Origin of the sequence: Fructilactobacillus florum DSM 22689 = JCM 16035, from assembly GCF_001436645.1 — a bacterium.
Classification (GTDB): Bacteria; Bacillota; Bacilli; order Lactobacillales; family Lactobacillaceae; genus Fructilactobacillus; species Fructilactobacillus florum.
In genome coordinates this window covers 1-15644 of record NZ_AYZI01000001.1, presented here as the reverse complement: position 1 = coordinate 15644, position 15644 = coordinate 1, and the positions used below count along the sequence as shown (strand labels likewise).

The window sequence follows — 15644 nt, the reverse complement described above, 5'->3', positions numbered from 1 at the left end:
AGAACTATGCAATCAGCACCAATTGCAATGATGGATTCCGGCGTCGGAGGGCTGACAGTTTTAAAAACAGCTCTAAGGACCTTTCCGCAGGAACAATTTTTATTTTTAGGCGACGAACAGCATTTACCTTACGGTGAAAAATCACCAACGGCAGTTCGTGCCTATAGTAGTGCAATCGGTTCTTTTTTTGTCCGCCAGCAGGCCAAATTGATGATTGTGGCTTGTAACACAGCGACTTCGGTTGCCTTAGCTTCACTGCAAAATACGTTGCCGATCCCGGTTATCGGTGTAATTGAACCAGGGAGTCGCGCCGCTGTTCAGGCAACTAGGAACCATCAAATTGGCGTAATTGCAACGCGCGGAACAGTTGCTAGTCATGCTTATCGAGATGCTATTCATCAGTTAGATCCCACTTGTGAGGTAGTTGAGCTGGCTTGTCCTAAACTAATTCCACTGGTTGAAGCGGGCAATTATCAGACTAGCATTGACCAAAAAATTGTGCGAGAAAGTCTAGCACCACTTTTACAAAGTAAAATTGATACTTTGATCCTTGGCTGCACCCATTTCCCAATCATCTCCTCTTTAATCCAGCAAGCGGTTGCTCCTCAGGTACGGCTGATTGATCCTGGGATTGCAACGATTGCAACGGCGCAGCAATTATTGGACAATGAAAATCAATTGGAGAAAACTGGGTCTGGTAGTTGTCGTTTTTATACCACAGCTAATCCTAACAGATTTGCTCAGGTAGCCTCACAGTGGCTCAACAGAAAGGTGGTGGCGCAACTGATTGATTATCAACAGTTGCAAACCAATGACAAATAAAGTGATTGTAATTGCTTCACAAAATGCAAATAAAATTCGTGAGTTTCAAGAGATGCTCGTTCCAAAAGGTTATGAAGTCCATGGAGCCGGTGATTTTGAAGACTTAGCTCCCGTTGTGGAAACTGGGCAGTCTTTTGCTGAAAATGCGCAAATCAAAGCCCAAGCAGTTAGTCAGCAATTGCAGCAACCGGTAATTGCGGATGATTCAGGACTGGTGGTACCAGCAATTAACGGTGAGCCAGGGATTTATTCGGCCCGTTACGCTGGGGATCATGATGATGTTGCAAATAATGCTAAATTATTAAAAAAGTTGGCGCACGCGGATGATCGAAATGCTTATTTTCATACTACTTTAGTAGTGATGAAACCGACCGGGGAATCGTTAGCTGTTTCTGGAACGCTTGCCGGTGAAATTTTAACCGAACCACGCGGTCAAAACGGGTTTGGTTATGATCCCTTGTTTTTTGTTCCGGCCAAACAAAAGACCTTGGCAGAAATGTCAGCAGCAGAAAAAAATGAGATTAGCCATCGCGCCCAGGCACTGCGAAAGCTAGCGACTAAGCTTGATCAATGGTGGTAAGCCAGTCAAAAAGGAAGCTGATTACAGCTTCCTTTTTGATTAATGTTTGAGTGGATTCGTGGTAGGCGCCTGAGGTTGGTTAGCTACATTTGCTGGACTAGCTGGAACCGGAACCGACTGGGGCGAGAGGGGGAGCTCGATACCGGCCTGAGTTAGCGCTTCTAGGTAGGCGGCTAGATAGGTTGCCTGCACCAAACTTTCTGTTCCACTTTTAGTAGTTACGTTAGTCTGAATTGCTAGAGAACCATCATTGAGATACACAGGGCCAAGAATAACGGGTTGTTCAAGCACAGCTGCCTGTTGTCCCTTTAATTTTTCATTGGTCTGTTGAATGATTTTTTCAACGGCTTTCAAATTTGTTTCGGGAGTGATGCGAACATTAATACTGGTTTGAATGCTACTGCGGGAGAGATTTGCAATCGTAGTAATATTTCGATTGGGGATGAAGTTGAGGGTTCCATTATCGGTTTTAATTTGCGTTGTGCGTAACCCCACCGCACTAACAGTTCCATCAATATTATTAATGATGACATGTTCACCGACTGCGAGTTGTTGTTCTGAAATGATAAAAAAGCCACTTACAATGTCACTCACAAATCCCTGGGCGCCTAAACCAACGGCTAAACTGAAGATTCCGGCTCCGGCAATCAACGTTCCCACGGGAATCCCGATAATTGACAGAATTGAGTAAAGCCAGAAAAAAACTACCAAGTAGTAGTAGGCATTCTCAACCAAGCTATAAAAGGTCTGATTACGACGTTTCGACTTGACGATCGTAGTTTGGGGATTTTTTGCGACTAATTTTTGTTGATTTTTTTGAAAGACGCGGGCAATTAAATGGCGACCACCTTGGGCAATAATCAAAAAGAGAATTGAAATCAGTACAATACTGATGATTTTTGAAAGAAGCACCCCAATAAGTTGGTCCCAATCAAATTTAGCTAAAAAATTAGTTAGCTGTTGCTGGGTAACAGCAGCGGCGGTATTAATCGTTTCAATAATTGAATTCATAACGGAGCTCCATTCAGTCTAAGTTGAATTAATTCTACCAAAAGTAGAGGTCTTTAAACAATTAAAACGGGGATAAATTGTCACCAGGGGCGATTAATGATATTCTTAGTTTGTTAACAACATATAGGAGGGGAAACTAATGACTTTTGGAGAAATTGCAGCCTTAATTGCAGCAATTGCATTTGCGGTATTAGTAATTTTTATGTGCGTCTGCTTAGTTAGGCTCGTCAAAGTATTGGATGGCGTTGACCAGAGTCTATCGGATGTAACTAAAAACATTGATCAACTTACTAACGATACTAACCAGCTTCTACAAAACTTTAACGAGCGAATTGACCAGCTCGACCCTGTTTTTCAGGCAGCAGCAGAGGTTGGTACCTCGGTTTCCAAAGTTAACCATACGGTTCAAACAGCGACTGATCGATTGAATCAGCGCATGGAGATGATGGCTAAACGTTCGATGGTTAAATCGATTTCAAGAAAGATTTCTGGATTGTTTAGTCGAAAAAAGAAACAGCCAGGGCAAGCAAATAATAACAGGAGAGCTTAGAAATCATGAAAATAAAAACAGGTTTGTTAATGGGTGGTTTGTTAACTTCAACTGCTGCTTATCTGGCATTTCGGATGCTTGATGAAGAAAAACAGCGGAAACTAAAGATTGATGCCTTAGAAACTGTTGAGGATGCTAAAGATCGGGCCGTTGACTATGCTTTGTATGCTGCGGACACCCTTGCAGATACCCGCGACTCATTGACTGAAACGATGGGTAACTATAAAGATTCACTGAATGTAACTTCTCAAAAAGTTAACGATAAGTTAAACGATTTGAAGGACGATCTGAGCCAATTACAAGCTTATTTACGAGTACGAACAACTGATGATAGTGGTCAACCTGAGACCGATGAAAATGATGATATTACCGTGAAAATTGATGATCAGTTCACTAATGACGCCAAGGGTATCAATACCTTAGATGATCACGGCGATCAAACAGAAGAATAGTTTCTGAATGAGAGGGGGTTTGAAGCTTTGCTTCAAATCTTTTTTTATCTTGACAATCTTTTGTGAAAACGGTTACTCTATAGTCCTAAAAGCTAAGCGATAAATTTGAGTAAGAAAAGAGTGAGGACTTGAGAAAAAAACAATCAGTTACAATTTATGACGTGGCACGAGAAGCGGGCGTGTCAATGGCAACTGTTTCTCGAGTTGTAAACCACAATCACAACGTAAGACCAGACACTAAAGAGAAGGTTTTAGCGGTTGTCAAGCGGTTAAATTATCGACCCAATGACGTGGCACGTGGATTGGCTAGTAAGAAGACGACGACGGTTGGAGTGATCATTCCCAACGTGACCAATGATTATTTTGCGGCGCTAGCAAGAGGAATTGACGACATTGCGGAGATGTATGAATATAATATCATTTTGACTAATTCTGATGGGAATTCACAAAAGGAGATTCAGGCCCTCAATACGTTGTTTTCGAAGCAAGTTGACGGTTTGATTTTTATGACGAATCAGTTGTCTGAGATGGTTCGCAAGGAATTACAAACTGAGCACTTACCCGTTGTTTTAGCCGGATCGGTTGATGCAGAGCAACAACTGCCAAGTGTTAACATTGATTATCAAAAGGCCGTTTATGCCCAGGTAAATCAATTAATTGCAACGGGCAACGAACGAATTGCTTTCGTTGCTGATGATTTGGAGCTCGCCATTAATAAAAGTTTCCGCATTCAGGGTTATCGTGATGCATTGGCGCATGCAGGAATTCCGTTTCGTAAAGAACTCTTGATCGAAGCACGGGATGGCAACTATCAAGCTGGTTACCGTCTCAGACACCGCCTAGTACAACAACAGGCCACGGCGGCCATGGTTAGCAATGATGAGCTGGCTGCAGGAGTCGTTAATTCACTGACCGATCATGGGATACAGGTGCCAGATCAATTTGAAGTTGTGACTAGTAACGATACCAAATTAACAGAGATTACTAGGCCCAGCTTGTCAAGTATTACGCAACCGCTCTATGACATTGGAGCAGTCGCCATGCGGATGTTGACAAAGTTAATGGATAACGAACAACTAACTACTAATAATGTTTTGTTATCATTTGGTTTAAAAGCACGGCAGTCGACTAAATCTCGTGAAGTTTGATTCGCTTTGGTTTATTTGTTATAGTTAGTTTGTTTAATTTTCGCTAGAGAGAGGAGTGCTGAATTATGTCTGGACATTCAAAATGGCATAATATTCAGGGCCGTAAAAACGCCCAGGATGCAAAACGGGGCAAGATTTTCCAAAAAATCTCACGTAATTTATATCAGGCAGCTAAGGTTGGAGGAGTCGATGCAGAAAGTAACCCCCAACTACGGTTAGAACTGGAAAAAGCACGGGCAGCTAATATGCCCAAAGATAACGTCCAGCGGGCTTTAGATAAAGCCTCTGGTGTTGGTGGTGCTAAGTTTGAAGAAGTGACTTATGAAGGCTACGGTCCTGGAGGAACTGCAGTTATGGTTTCTGCCTTAACAGACAATAAGAACCGAACCGCAGCAGCCATTCGTTCCGCCTTTACCCATCATGGTGGTTCACTTGGAACCAATGGATCGGTTTCGTATATGTTTGATCGGAAGGGGTTTGTTTCTGTATTGCGAGACACAACCACAGATGATGAAGATACGATGTTATTATCAGCGCTTGATGCAGGTGCCGATGACATGAAAGCCACCGATAGTGAATATCAAATTTTCACTGCACCAGCTAGTATGACAGCGGTTCGGGATGCTTTACAGCAGGCCGGGTATCAGTTAGATACTGCTGAAGTTCGGTTATTTCCAGAGACAACGACTGAAGTTCCGGAAGATAAAGTTGATCAATACAGTGCGCTAATTGACGAATTATCCGAAGATGATGATGTGCAAGACGTTTATGAAGCAGCTGTTTTACCCGCTAATTCAAATAATTAAGTTAAACCAAAAGGGGCACGATTACAATCGTAATCGCGCTCCTTTTTAGTTTGGCAAGCAGTGGTAGCGTTATTTAGGCGTCTGCTTCAACTGACAATCAAGCGGGATTGTCGCAAGCTAGGGAAAATCTTTGGGAGCTTACTAAATAAAAACTCGAAATAAATTAAAGAGTTCTTGTCCTGAACGGGACTTGTTTAGCGTATTTAAACTGAAAGGATGTGAAGTGATGGAAATTACTAATTTATTCGCTGAAATTATGCGCTTAGCCGTTGCGCAAACAGCATCAGATATTTATTTTTTACCTAAGGCAGCAAACTACGAAGTACGGATGCACACTAGTAAGGGGGTTATCCAGTTATCAGAACTATCCTTCACGGTGGCCCAACGTTTGATTACCTATTGTAAATACCAAAGTGGGATGGCAATCTCTGAAAAGCGGCGACCACAGCTTGGAACGATGACCTATTCCCTGCAAAAAGAACGGTTGCGATTACGGCTTTCAACGGTAGGAAATTTTAATGGGCACGAGTCGTTAGTACTTCGAGTTATTTATCAGCTTGATCAGCAGCAAGTACATTTTTTTGCTGGCAATCAGCAACAACATTTGCAGCAGTTGATGCAACGGCGCGGTTTGTTTTTATTTGCTGGGCCAACGGGCGCTGGCAAGACCACCACAATTTATCAATTAGCTCGTTCATTGCCAACGACCCAGGTAGTCTTAGCAATTGAAGATCCAGTTGAAATCTATGAAGAACGCTTTCTACAACTAGAGGTAAATCCACCTGCGGATATGTCGTTTGAAAGTCTCTTAAAAATCGGCTTACGGGAACGTCCGGATGTTTTTATTATTGGTGAAATTCGGGATCGGGTTTCTGCTAATATTGCGGTTCGTGCTGCTCTTTCTGGGCATTTAGTGTTTAGTACGGTTCACGCTCGTAGTCCCTTAAAAAGTATGCAGCGACTACTAGAATTAGGCGTTAAGCAATCACAATTAGAAGCGGCAGTTTCGGCCATCGTGTATCAACGATTGCTTCCCACCACTACCAATCAACAAAAAGCTTTACTGACCGTAATTGATCATAATTTTTTTAAGCAACCAGCAGCTGATTTAACCGATTGGCGCAAACAGTTGTTGCAATTAGAAGAACAGGGAGTGATTAGTCGTGCGACGCAAATGGCATATCATTTTGGGTAGAAAACCGCACTTTAGGATTGCCCACCAAGCATTTTTCTTTGCAACATTATCCGAGTTAGTAACAGTAGGCTTTTCAATCCGAGCAGGTTTAGATTTTGTTGCGACGGTTTCAGCCTCACAACAAACCATTGTTAAACAAATTCAGGATAAATTAATCCAGGGCGCCTCCCTTCCGGCAGCACTACAGCAGCATTTGCCAGTCCCCACCTACCAGCAACTAAAATTGGCTGATGAACACGGGGATCTTGTGCAAGGCATGACTGCTTTAAGTCGCTTTTTACAACTGCGTCAGCAACAACGGCAAAAATTACTAGCTGCTTCATTATATCCACTGTGTTTGTTAGCAATCTTAGGTGGGGTGTTCATATTAATTAAAACGGTGCTATTACCCCAGACCACTACGTTATTAGCGAAACCGGCTCCTGCAACTCATTGGGGGATGATTTTGTTCCTTGGAATGTTTGGTATTGGTGGGTTGGTCATGGGGCTTAGGTGGTGGCGACGGCAAACCCGCTTAAGTCAAGCTAATCTACTGATTCGGATCCCATTGTTGGGAGGCCTGTTTCGCAGTTACTATGCTTACTATTTAACTGCGAATCTAGCACTTCTATTTCAGAGTGGTTTAGAAATGCGGGAAATGGTAAAGATTTTAACTAGTTTTGAAGCGATGACCTTTTTAGCAGAAATCGGGCACCAGCTAAAACGAGGTCTACAGCAGGGGGAATCGCTAAGCGAGATTTTAAGTGCCAATCAATTTGTGGGAGTGGAGTTGTGTACCTTTTTCGATAACGGTAGTTCGCAAACGGCGTTAGCCAATAATTTGAGTGCCTACAGTGAACTTTGCTTTCAAAAACTAATTCGTCGTTCTAATCAACTAATTGGAATGATTCAACCGATTGCGTTTGTCATAATTGGTGGATTGATTGGGTTGACTTACTTACAAATGCTGTTGCCGATGTATCAGTCATTGAAAGGAGTTTATTGATGAAACGAAGTGGTTTTACGTTGATAGAAATGGCCGTGGTGCTCTTTATCATTTCGCTCTTAATATTGATTATTATTCCAAATTTAGGAGCTCAAAAGAAACATGCGCATTCTGTGCACGGGGCGGCAATGACGACGGTTGTTCAGACCCAAGTAGATGCCTATTACGATGAATTTGATGACCCACAGATTAGCTTTGATAAACTAGTTTCATTTAGATATATGTAATAACAAACACTGTTATATCAACGTTTGAGAACTATTTTATATAAAATTACCGCAAAAGTTACCACAGTTCGTTAAATTTGTCAGCTAAGTTTACATCATCGTCAGGATTTCGTTCAGTATAAATCGATAACGTCATTTGTGGAGATGAGTGTCCGAGAGAAGCAGATACTTCAGAAACAGGAATGCCTGAATTTAGCAAATAACTTGCGTACATGTGCCTAAAAGTGTGTGGGGTAAAGTGACCCACTAAATAGTCTAAGCCCGCTCTCTTGAGAGTACGACGAAGCCTAAGAGATATAACACTATTAACCAACGGATTAAGGAACTCACTTTGTATTACAAATGTTTTTTCGTTGAATTTCAAACCTTTTTGAATAAATTGCTGTGATACCTTTAATCGATACTTTTTTAAGAGACTAGCTAACTTTTGAGATATTCTGATAGTACGTTTACTATCTTTAGTCTTAGGATCACGTACTCCATTAAAATCACGGGTGCGATTAATACTGATAGATAGGTCATCGAAGTCAATATCACGCCATTGTAGTCCACAAAGTTCTCCACGACGCATACCAGTCTGTTCTAGCGTATACATAATTACCTGAGTCAATATAGACTCACGTTCCACTTGAGCATTAAATTGTTTGAGCTCATCTTTAGTCATAATTCGTTTTTTTGTTTTCCCAGTGTCGGGAATCTGAACACGAGATAGCTTATTACGTTCAATAAATTCATTGTCAACTGCATCATACATGATTGTCATCATACGATGATGACAATTTAGAATTGTGTTGCGTAAATATCCTTTTTCTACCATCGGATTAATTAGTTTGTTAGTATAGTTAATCTTATTTAAATTACTTAATTTAATATCTCCAATAGCTGGAATTATATGCTTATTAAAAACATTCCAATAGGAAGAAATAGTGGATTTTTTTATGTTATTTTTGTGATTATCCATATAAATTTTAATATATTGCTGGACAGTGATATTTTGATTTTTAACAATATTGACGTCATTGCTTGCAAGCTTAGCTTGATCGGCTAGCATAGCACGATTAGCATCGTTCTCAGACTCAAAGCCACGCTTTTGTTTCTCATGCCTATTATGTAACTCATCATAGTAAGATAGGCGATAGCCCCACATAACGTCTGATTTTGCTTTATATTGAAAAATGTGCGGATGCCTTTTTGAATACTTCAATTTATACATATTGTCTCCCAGAACGTATGTTTTTAATTGTTTAAAATAAAAAGCTCTTACGAGCTTATTTAAGTATTATTTTATTTGCTCCAAACATTTGCTCATACTCACTATTAGGATATGTGTATACTCCCTTGTTGCTATATTTTTGTAAATCCCAAGTATTTCCAAAAGTTACTGAATATTTAGTGTATCCAGGATAATCTAGTGGATCAACTTTAACAGTTTTATTTTTTCCATTTTTTTGTATTTCATTTTTAATGTATTGATATCTTCTACTTATAGAATTATTTGTTTGCTTAGAGTCAATAAATCCTGTACTTAATGATATTAAAGTGATTATTGATAATGATATTATTGAAAATGCCATTATTGATTTAATAATAGGGCTATCAATATTTTTAGGTATTAAACTAATAGTTGCAATTATAAGAAAAACGAATCCATTAAAGAATACTCTATCCTGATTATCTGTTAGTTCAGGAGATAACGCCATAGCATAAATCATTGCAAAGCTACTAATAAACCAAACCAATGAATACATAACGATCTCTTTATTTTTAAATATAAAAATATTCAAACAAGCAAGAGCTACAAATACTAATATAATCCATATTAAATATTGGGAAATAAATACATTGATTTGTGGAATTCTTATCTCAATCCTATTTATAAAATTCTTGTTTATAAAATCTTTGTCTAAAACTTTTGCTCTCTTTTCATTTCCGGGAGCTAAGATTAACGCTAGATATGAAAAAATATATATAACAATCAATAAACATTTTTTAATATTAATTGTAAAATTACGTTTATAAAAATAATTCAGTAAATACATACCAATTAATAATAATATAACGCCTCCACCAGTATTTTCATTTGACCAACCTGAAACTATTGCTAAAGGAATCATCAAAATGTAAAGAATTGTTTTATTTATAATTTTTACTTTGTCTATATTAATAAACAACCAAACAAATACTAAATTTGCAGTTAGTGTCCATAAATAGTTACCACTGCCGCTTGTCCATAAAAATACTTGTCCAAAAGTAGGGGTCAAAAGAAATAATGAAATAATAATAAAAAAGTAACTAATGAATGACTCTTTTGTACTTTGCAATTTATTTTTGGAAAGCCTTAGCATTAAAATGCTAAGTAAAATAAATACCAAAGAATTTAAAATTCCAAAAATAGGTCTTGGCAATGTAACAAGTAACCGTGATATGCCTTCTCCAAAAACACGTCCAGACCAATTGTTATATGCAATTATTTGTGTATTTATTATTTGAGAAAAATTAAGCCCGACGCCATTAACAATGGAACGCCAATCATCAGTCCATAAAGGAGTTATGGTTGACCAATAAGCCATAAATAGAAATATAAAGAAGATGAATATATATATATAATTTTTCTTCAAATAATTTACCAATGTTTTCCTCCAAATATTTAAAGATTGATCTAAATACTAGATCTCAATGTATCGTCTTTATCGCAAGCAATCCATTTACATCTACAATTTTTATGTAAGTTTTTACTTATTTTTTGAGCTTCATCAATAGAGTAAGGATTATTTTCCCACAATTTATCGCAAATATCACATACGTTTTCATCGCCTTCAGTTATGAAATGTACATAGTCAATTTCAGTATTTTTAAATTTGTTTAATGTATTTTTATCCATATTTTCCTCCTAGAACATCTTCATTTCCATTTTAACAATACCAATAATTTTCCCAGGCTTATCTTCATTAAGCACAATTGGCTCATACTTAGGATTGTCAGGAATTAGAAAAACGCTGTCTTTAATATGCTTAATCCGTTTCAGCGTTGCCGTCGTATCATCGTCCAGTAGTACCGCAGCGATCTGCCCATCATCAGCGTCAGGCTGTTCACGTATCAAAACATTAGATCCGTTAGTAATCGTTGGTTCCATGCTATCGCCACGACACTTTAAAACAAAATAGTTGCCATCTTTAACACTATCTTGTGGAATTGGTAAATACCCATCGATGTTTTGCTCAGCGATGATAGGTTCTCCGCAAGCAATTTCTCCGATGATAGGGACGTTGACTAGATCATCGTTAGAAATTCTTGTTACATTTTTTGGCAAAAGAGTTGTTATTCCTGCCAATTCGAACATTTCATCTTCAGATATTCTCAATCCTTTAGCTAATTTTCTTAAAGTTTCGGGCTTAGGAATATTTCTATTACCATTTTCTAATTTAGAAATAAAAGTAAAAGAAATACCCGATCTCTGTTCAACTTTCCTGAGAGAAAACCCTTTATCCTTTCGTATTTTTCGTATTTCGTTTCCAAATAATTTGGTATCCATTTTATTACTCCGTGTCTTAGTGTTTCCATAATGATAACAACTAAACTTAAATGCGTGTACAAAAAAATAAAAAAATAATAAAAAATAGTTGCCAAAAGTATACGATGTGTTATTATTAGTTATGTAGAAAGGAGGCAAGAAAATGAATAACAGACTTTTAATCGATAATTCCAAACTAGACAAAATACTAATTTCGAAAGGAATGAATAAAGCAATGCTTGCAAACGCTGCTGGAATAACATCGAATTATCTCTACAGAATTACTGGCGGATATAGAAGCCCAAGCAACGTTGTCGCTAAAAAAATCGCTGATGTTTTGGATGTCGATGTATTGGATATTTTTTTTGAAAAAGATGTATCCAAAAGTATAACTTAATTGAAAGGAGGCAATAACAATGAGAATGCCAAATAACATTAGGGTTTATGGAATTGTTTACCACGTAAATATTGTGAGTAATCCACATGATCCAGAATTTCCAGAAGATGAAAATACATGGGGATATACAGATTTAAATAGAGCAAATATTTTTATCAATAGTGAATTAGATAAGAATCACCAAAAGCAAACACTTATCCATGAATTAATCCACATCATGCTTTGGGAAAGTGGGAAAACGTCACTATATAACGATGAAAATTTGGTAACAAGTTTGGCTAACTCAATCTTTGAACTAATTCAGGGCAACTCACTTTTTGTTAATTAAATTTCAAGGAGAGAACGAATGGACGACACAGCAATCTTAGAACTTCATCGCAAAGTTGCGGAAGAAGTTGCGGAACAGCTATTAGTGCCAATTGCCAAGAATTTAAAACTCAAATACGCAGTTATCGATACAAAGCTAGCTCAAGAAATATCTAGGCAATCGACGACAGGTTGGTCTGAGATTGCTGGATCTCCTGAACTGCGGGCAATCGAGCATCACAAGAAAAATAAGAATGGTAACTACGGTAGGTCTATCTACTACTATCCTGACGAGTTCTACAAAGCTTTAAAGGATTATACAGAAAGGGTGTGGGACTAATGGTTGACCTAATCACTAAAGCAATTTGTTTCTTCATCATTAATTTCAGGGCGATTTTGCTAACGATCATTGCTATACCAATCGTTATAACTATCATTCAGATAATTATCAGTTGTTTCAACGGAACTATTAAAGACTTCAAACTTAAAGATTTTTTCGAATAAAAAGGAGATAAGAAAATGAAAAAGGAAGAATTACAGACACAGCTAATCGTTGATGAATATGTAAAGGAAGCAAATAAATCAGGTGCTTATCTAAGTGATAAAGCGATGGAATTACGTGACCGATTGGTCGAAGCGTTTGGATTTAACTCAGACGAAGAAATTGATTTAGACACGATTATTAATTTTCAAGGTTACGGATATGCTTACAACTTCGAAACTGATAAGTATGAAAGGGTGGCTTAAATATGGCTCAAACAAAAAAAGACTACTTGCGTACAACAAGTAGTCGAGAAAACTTAATTTTTTTAAATATTCAACATTTCAATTCTAGCGCAAGAACGTACAGAAAGCAACCGACTATCTTGCAAAGAATTGTTAGAAAGGCGGTGCGCTAATGGCTTGTGACTACTGTGCGTCAAGAAACGCAATTCCAAAGCAAGAGTACGGACTAGGATACTTTTCAATCGATCGATATAACCACGAAATTCAATACTGGAATATCTTCGATATTCGAGATGAGTACGACCTTGAATTCCCCGAAGATCCAACTTATGAGCAAGTGAAAGATTATACAGATAAGTACAATCCTGATGACTCTATCAAAGTCAATTTTTGCCCTTTTTGTAGAGATTTTATAGGAGAAACAGACGATGACTAACAAGGAACTTTTTATCGATGAAGAAACCACGATCACTTACAAGCCACAGCCTATCAACATTAGAAACTTTGATACTTTGCAAGCCAAAATTGAAGAGATTAGAGCTAAATACGATGGCTTAGTCGTTACTGCTGACTCTTACCAAACCGACAAGAAAACTAAGCAGGAGCTTAACAAACTGTTCAATCGTCTTGATGAGCAACGACGCAAGGTTAAACGTGACTACATGGCTCAAATTAAGCCCATTGAAGATGCTATCAAACCACTTGAAGATGATATTAAAGAAACCAGTGTCAACATCGACAAGCAACTAAAAACTTATGACGAGAAGTGGAAAGAAGCTAAACGTACACAAATTCAGCAGTTTATTAATGACGTTTCTCCAAATTACGGAGTTAGTGCTGAAACTATCACAATCGACTCACGCTTTTTGAACAAATCTACGTCAAAAAAGCAGTGGCAGGATGCAATTGTTGAACAAATTAAGATGGCAAAAGCTGATGAACTGCGTCGGCAACAAAACGTTGAAGTGCTTACAAAATATGCACATAAAGCAGGCGTTGACCCAGTCCCATACGTCCATCTGCTTGCTAATGGCGGTACTGTTCTAGAAATTCAAGATATCATCGACGGCGACATCAAGCGTGCTGAAGAAGAGAAAAAACGTCGTGAAAAAGACGAAGTTAAAGTCAGTGAGACTAAATCGGTTGATAAGTCGACTGGCGAAGTCATTGACAAAGTCGCAGTTAGCTATGAATTGACTGGAACTAAGGAACAAATTCAAGCACTAGAAAATTACATGGATAACTTAGGAATCCTTTACAGAAAGCGTGGCTAATCATGGCAGAAGAAAACAGCACTAATAATATTAATGCGATTTATTCCAAAATTTCACAATTGTCATCAGTTTTTAAGCAACCAAAAAAGAATGCAATTAACCCATTTACACAGTCAAAATACGCAGACTTAAGCGCAATTATCGAGTCACTAAAGCCAGCACTTGCTAGCGTCGGGCTTGGCTTTGTGCAAGTCCCAGTAACTGATATGAATGCAAATGGTCAAACTAGCGTCGGAATCAAGACAATTGTTTTTGACAAAGATAATCAAGTCGAATTTAAAGCTTTTTCCTTGCCACTACTAAAGACTGACCCGCAATCAGCTGGCTCAGCACTAACATATCTACGCAGATACACGCTATCAGCTATTTTTGGTATCGCTGCCGACGATGATGACGGTAATCAATCTAGCGGACGCACTCAGCAGTCTCAGCAACGGCAACGACCAGCGCAACGGCAACAACGTAGCCAACCAGCACAACGGCAACAAAACAGCCGTCCTGCGCAACAGCAACAACCAGCTAAGCAGACTGACAGTTCTCCGGCTAGCGACAAAGCCAAGCAACTCATCAAAGATCTCAACGCCAAGTACAGCAAGCTAATCAACGAAGATGAGAGTAAGTCGATGGAAGAACAGCTCAATATCTGTAAGATTACCGATCCTAGAAAAATGACTGTTAAGCAAGCACGTGAGCTATATCAAAGTCTAAAGATTTTCTACGAAAACGCAGTGAAAGCAGGCGAAAACTTTGATTAATACAGTAGCGCTAACAGGACGTCTCACAAGAGATATCGACCTAAAATACACGCAAGCAGGTAAAGCGGTCGGCAACTTCAACTTGGCTGTTAATCGCAACTTTAAAAACGCAAATGGCGACGTTGAAGCAGACTTCATTAGTTGCACAATATGGGGCAAGTCAGCTGAGAACTTAGCTAACTTTGCTCACAAAGGCACTCTGATCGGCGTGGAGGGAAGTATCCAAACCCGTAACTACGAAAATAAACAAGGTCAGAAAGTCTACGTTACTGAAGTAAGAGTCCAGACTTTCTCACTGTTAGAGACAAGGAATAGTCAGAACAATGGTGGTTATCAGAATAACAACGGTTATCAAAATAACGGCTATCAGAATCAACAGAACAGTGGCTGGGGTAATAGCCAAGATGGAATTAACATCACTGATGATGACTTACCGTTCTAGGAGATAAACAATGAGTAAACTTCAAAAGAAATATTCTAATAAATATACGGTCACAGATAATTTAGTTATAAAAGATGAAAAATTAAGCTGGAAAGCTCGTGGTATCTTCGTTTATTTGTGGGCAATGCCTGATAACTGGATCTTTCACGAAACAGAAGTATCTAAACATGCTACTGATGGACGGGATTCATTAAGAAGTGGATTAGCAGAGCTTGAAAGATATGGTTATTTAAAGAGAAAACGAGAAACAAACAGTAATGGTAAATTTTCTGGATGGTCTTGGATTATAACAGATTTTCCGATGTTGGATAATCCCAACTCGGTAAATCCGAACTCGGGAAACTCCACACTACAAAGTACTAAAGAACTAAGTACTAATAGACAAAGTAAAAATAATAGAGAAGCATTGTCGAGTTCTAACGAACCCGACGGTGCAATTACTGAAATTATCAATTAC

Annotated in this window: 22 protein-coding genes and 1 pseudogene; 18 read left to right on the top strand and 5 right to left on the bottom strand. The window is 38.5% G+C overall.

The features are described 5' to 3' along the window. The first annotated feature begins 6 nt into the window (after nucleotides 1–6). Complete coding sequence (gene murI / locus FC87_RS00115; protein ID WP_056961266.1) at nucleotides 7–822, top strand: glutamate racemase; 816 nt, start codon at nucleotides 7–9, stop codon at nucleotides 820–822. After that, on the top strand, nucleotides 812–1402 hold the full coding sequence (locus FC87_RS00110; protein WP_054690031.1) for an XTP/dITP diphosphatase: 591 nt from the start codon (nucleotides 812–814) through the stop codon (nucleotides 1400–1402). The genes murI and FC87_RS00110 overlap by 11 nt, the downstream gene beginning before the upstream one ends. A gap of 39 nt (nucleotides 1403–1441) precedes the next feature. On the opposite strand, the gene FC87_RS00105 is transcribed toward FC87_RS00110, so the two are convergent. After that, the gene (locus FC87_RS00105; RefSeq protein WP_056961264.1) at nucleotides 1442–2413 is read right to left on the bottom strand and encodes a mechanosensitive ion channel family protein; all 972 of its coding nucleotides are present in this window, start codon (nucleotides 2411–2413) and stop codon (nucleotides 1442–1444) included. A gap of 139 nt (nucleotides 2414–2552) precedes the next feature. Between FC87_RS00105 and FC87_RS00100 the strand changes: the two genes are divergently transcribed. The 7 genes from FC87_RS00100 to FC87_RS00070 all read left to right on the top strand — a co-directional run bounded on the left by FC87_RS00100 (nucleotide 2553) and on the right by FC87_RS00070 (nucleotide 7776). Further along, entirely contained in the window at nucleotides 2553–2963 is a 411-nt protein-coding gene (locus tag FC87_RS00100; protein ID WP_009166572.1) for a DUF948 domain-containing protein, read from the top strand. 5 nt (nucleotides 2964–2968) lie between these two features. After that, a complete protein-coding gene (locus FC87_RS00095) occupies nucleotides 2969–3415 on the top strand; it encodes a YtxH domain-containing protein (protein ID WP_009166573.1) in 447 nt (148 codons plus the stop codon). A 128-nt stretch (nucleotides 3416–3543) separates the two neighbouring features. After that, nucleotides 3544–4563: a catabolite control protein A gene (gene ccpA / locus FC87_RS00090; protein ID WP_009166574.1), complete on the top strand. Its 1020-nt coding sequence runs from the start codon at nucleotides 3544–3546 to the stop codon at nucleotides 4561–4563. A 65-nt stretch (nucleotides 4564–4628) separates the two neighbouring features. Next, nucleotides 4629–5369, top strand: coding sequence for a YebC/PmpR family DNA-binding transcriptional regulator (locus FC87_RS00085; RefSeq protein ID WP_009166575.1), 741 nt, complete (start codon nucleotides 4629–4631; stop codon nucleotides 5367–5369). 226 nt (nucleotides 5370–5595) lie between these two features. After that, on the top strand, nucleotides 5596–6564 hold the full coding sequence (gene comGA, locus FC87_RS00080; protein WP_009166576.1) for a competence type IV pilus ATPase ComGA: 969 nt from the start codon (nucleotides 5596–5598) through the stop codon (nucleotides 6562–6564). Then, nucleotides 6533–7549, top strand: a complete 1017-nt coding sequence (locus FC87_RS00075) for a type II secretion system F family protein (protein ID WP_009166577.1) — start codon at nucleotides 6533–6535, stop codon at nucleotides 7547–7549. Before comGA ends, FC87_RS00075 begins: the two co-directional genes overlap by 32 nt. Then, entirely contained in the window at nucleotides 7549–7776 is a 228-nt protein-coding gene (locus FC87_RS00070) for a prepilin-type N-terminal cleavage/methylation domain-containing protein (RefSeq protein WP_156656507.1), read from the top strand. Before FC87_RS00075 ends, FC87_RS00070 begins: the two co-directional genes overlap by 1 nt. 58 nt (nucleotides 7777–7834) lie before the next feature. Here FC87_RS00070 and FC87_RS00065 read toward each other — a convergent pair whose 3' ends face one another. The 4 genes from FC87_RS00065 to FC87_RS00050 are packed head-to-tail and all read right to left on the bottom strand — an operon-like array spanning nucleotide 7835 to nucleotide 11308. Further along, the gene (locus tag FC87_RS00065; protein WP_056961261.1) at nucleotides 7835–8989 is read right to left on the bottom strand and encodes a tyrosine-type recombinase/integrase; all 1155 of its coding nucleotides are present in this window, start codon (nucleotides 8987–8989) and stop codon (nucleotides 7835–7837) included. Between the two features lie 55 nt (nucleotides 8990–9044). Beyond that, entirely contained in the window at nucleotides 9045–10406 is a 1362-nt protein-coding gene (locus FC87_RS00060; RefSeq protein WP_056961259.1) for a DUF3329 domain-containing protein, read from the bottom strand. 29 nt (nucleotides 10407–10435) lie between these two features. Beyond that, on the bottom strand, nucleotides 10436–10657 hold the full coding sequence (locus FC87_RS00055) for a hypothetical protein (RefSeq protein ID WP_035422408.1): 222 nt from the start codon (nucleotides 10655–10657) through the stop codon (nucleotides 10436–10438). A gap of 9 nt (nucleotides 10658–10666) precedes the next feature. Next, nucleotides 10667–11308: a helix-turn-helix domain-containing protein gene (locus FC87_RS00050; RefSeq protein ID WP_054691182.1), complete on the bottom strand. Its 642-nt coding sequence runs from the start codon at nucleotides 11306–11308 to the stop codon at nucleotides 10667–10669. Between the two features lie 142 nt (nucleotides 11309–11450). Between FC87_RS00050 and FC87_RS00045 the strand changes: the two genes are divergently transcribed. From FC87_RS00045 to FC87_RS00005, 9 genes and pseudogenes are all read left to right on the top strand, one after another. Then, a complete protein-coding gene (locus FC87_RS00045) occupies nucleotides 11451–11684 on the top strand; it encodes a helix-turn-helix transcriptional regulator (protein ID WP_054691180.1) in 234 nt (77 codons plus the stop codon). 19 nt (nucleotides 11685–11703) lie between these two features. Then, nucleotides 11704–12012, top strand: coding sequence for an ImmA/IrrE family metallo-endopeptidase (locus FC87_RS00040; RefSeq protein WP_054691178.1), 309 nt, complete (start codon nucleotides 11704–11706; stop codon nucleotides 12010–12012). An 18-nt stretch (nucleotides 12013–12030) separates the two neighbouring features. Continuing rightward, nucleotides 12031–12330, top strand: coding sequence for a hypothetical protein (locus tag FC87_RS00035; protein WP_054691176.1), 300 nt, complete (start codon nucleotides 12031–12033; stop codon nucleotides 12328–12330). Between the two features lie 179 nt (nucleotides 12331–12509). Then, nucleotides 12510–12737: a hypothetical protein gene (locus FC87_RS00030; RefSeq protein ID WP_054691174.1), complete on the top strand. Its 228-nt coding sequence runs from the start codon at nucleotides 12510–12512 to the stop codon at nucleotides 12735–12737. A gap of 151 nt (nucleotides 12738–12888) precedes the next feature. Then, complete coding sequence (locus FC87_RS00025; RefSeq protein ID WP_054691172.1) at nucleotides 12889–13152, top strand: hypothetical protein; 264 nt, start codon at nucleotides 12889–12891, stop codon at nucleotides 13150–13152. Further along, complete coding sequence (locus FC87_RS00020; protein WP_056961257.1) at nucleotides 13145–13990, top strand: DUF1351 domain-containing protein; 846 nt, start codon at nucleotides 13145–13147, stop codon at nucleotides 13988–13990. The genes FC87_RS00025 and FC87_RS00020 overlap by 8 nt, the downstream gene beginning before the upstream one ends. Nucleotides 13991–13992: 2 nt before the next feature. Continuing rightward, nucleotides 13993–14745, top strand: coding sequence for an ERF family protein (locus FC87_RS00015; RefSeq protein ID WP_056961255.1), 753 nt, complete (start codon nucleotides 13993–13995; stop codon nucleotides 14743–14745). Beyond that, nucleotides 14738–15187: a single-stranded DNA-binding protein gene (gene ssb / locus FC87_RS00010; protein WP_056961251.1), complete on the top strand. Its 450-nt coding sequence runs from the start codon at nucleotides 14738–14740 to the stop codon at nucleotides 15185–15187. The genes FC87_RS00015 and ssb overlap by 8 nt, the downstream gene beginning before the upstream one ends. 10 nt (nucleotides 15188–15197) lie before the next feature. Next, nucleotides 15198–15644, top strand: a pseudogene (locus FC87_RS00005) (hypothetical protein); the annotation flags it as partial.

Excerpts from the sequence above, each read along its gene's own strand:
- murI (WP_056961266.1), top strand. The coding sequence starts at position 7 with ATGCAATCAGCACCAATTGCAATGATGGATTCCGGCGTCGGAGGGCTG.
- FC87_RS00110 (WP_054690031.1), top strand. The coding sequence starts at position 812 with ATGACAAATAAAGTGATTGTAATTGCTTCACAAAATGCAAATAAAATT.
- FC87_RS00105 (WP_056961264.1), bottom strand. The coding sequence starts at position 2,413 with ATGAATTCAATTATTGAAACGATTAATACCGCCGCTGCTGTTACCCAG.
- FC87_RS00100 (WP_009166572.1), top strand. The coding sequence starts at position 2,553 with ATGACTTTTGGAGAAATTGCAGCCTTAATTGCAGCAATTGCATTTGCG.
- FC87_RS00095 (WP_009166573.1), top strand. The coding sequence starts at position 2,969 with ATGAAAATAAAAACAGGTTTGTTAATGGGTGGTTTGTTAACTTCAACT.
- FC87_RS00085 (WP_009166575.1), top strand. The coding sequence starts at position 4,629 with ATGTCTGGACATTCAAAATGGCATAATATTCAGGGCCGTAAAAACGCC.
- comGA (WP_009166576.1), top strand. The coding sequence starts at position 5,596 with ATGGAAATTACTAATTTATTCGCTGAAATTATGCGCTTAGCCGTTGCG.
- FC87_RS00070 (WP_156656507.1), top strand. The coding sequence starts at position 7,549 with ATGAAACGAAGTGGTTTTACGTTGATAGAAATGGCCGTGGTGCTCTTT.
- FC87_RS00065 (WP_056961261.1), bottom strand. The coding sequence starts at position 8,989 with ATGTATAAATTGAAGTATTCAAAAAGGCATCCGCACATTTTTCAATAT.
- FC87_RS00055 (WP_035422408.1), bottom strand. The coding sequence starts at position 10,657 with ATGGATAAAAATACATTAAACAAATTTAAAAATACTGAAATTGACTAT.
- FC87_RS00050 (WP_054691182.1), bottom strand. The coding sequence starts at position 11,308 with ATGGATACCAAATTATTTGGAAACGAAATACGAAAAATACGAAAGGAT.
- FC87_RS00045 (WP_054691180.1), top strand. The coding sequence starts at position 11,451 with ATGAATAACAGACTTTTAATCGATAATTCCAAACTAGACAAAATACTA.
- FC87_RS00040 (WP_054691178.1), top strand. The coding sequence starts at position 11,704 with ATGAGAATGCCAAATAACATTAGGGTTTATGGAATTGTTTACCACGTA.
- FC87_RS00035 (WP_054691176.1), top strand. The coding sequence starts at position 12,031 with ATGGACGACACAGCAATCTTAGAACTTCATCGCAAAGTTGCGGAAGAA.
- FC87_RS00030 (WP_054691174.1), top strand. The coding sequence starts at position 12,510 with ATGAAAAAGGAAGAATTACAGACACAGCTAATCGTTGATGAATATGTA.
- FC87_RS00025 (WP_054691172.1), top strand. The coding sequence starts at position 12,889 with ATGGCTTGTGACTACTGTGCGTCAAGAAACGCAATTCCAAAGCAAGAG.
- FC87_RS00020 (WP_056961257.1), top strand. The coding sequence starts at position 13,145 with ATGACTAACAAGGAACTTTTTATCGATGAAGAAACCACGATCACTTAC.
- FC87_RS00015 (WP_056961255.1), top strand. The coding sequence starts at position 13,993 with ATGGCAGAAGAAAACAGCACTAATAATATTAATGCGATTTATTCCAAA.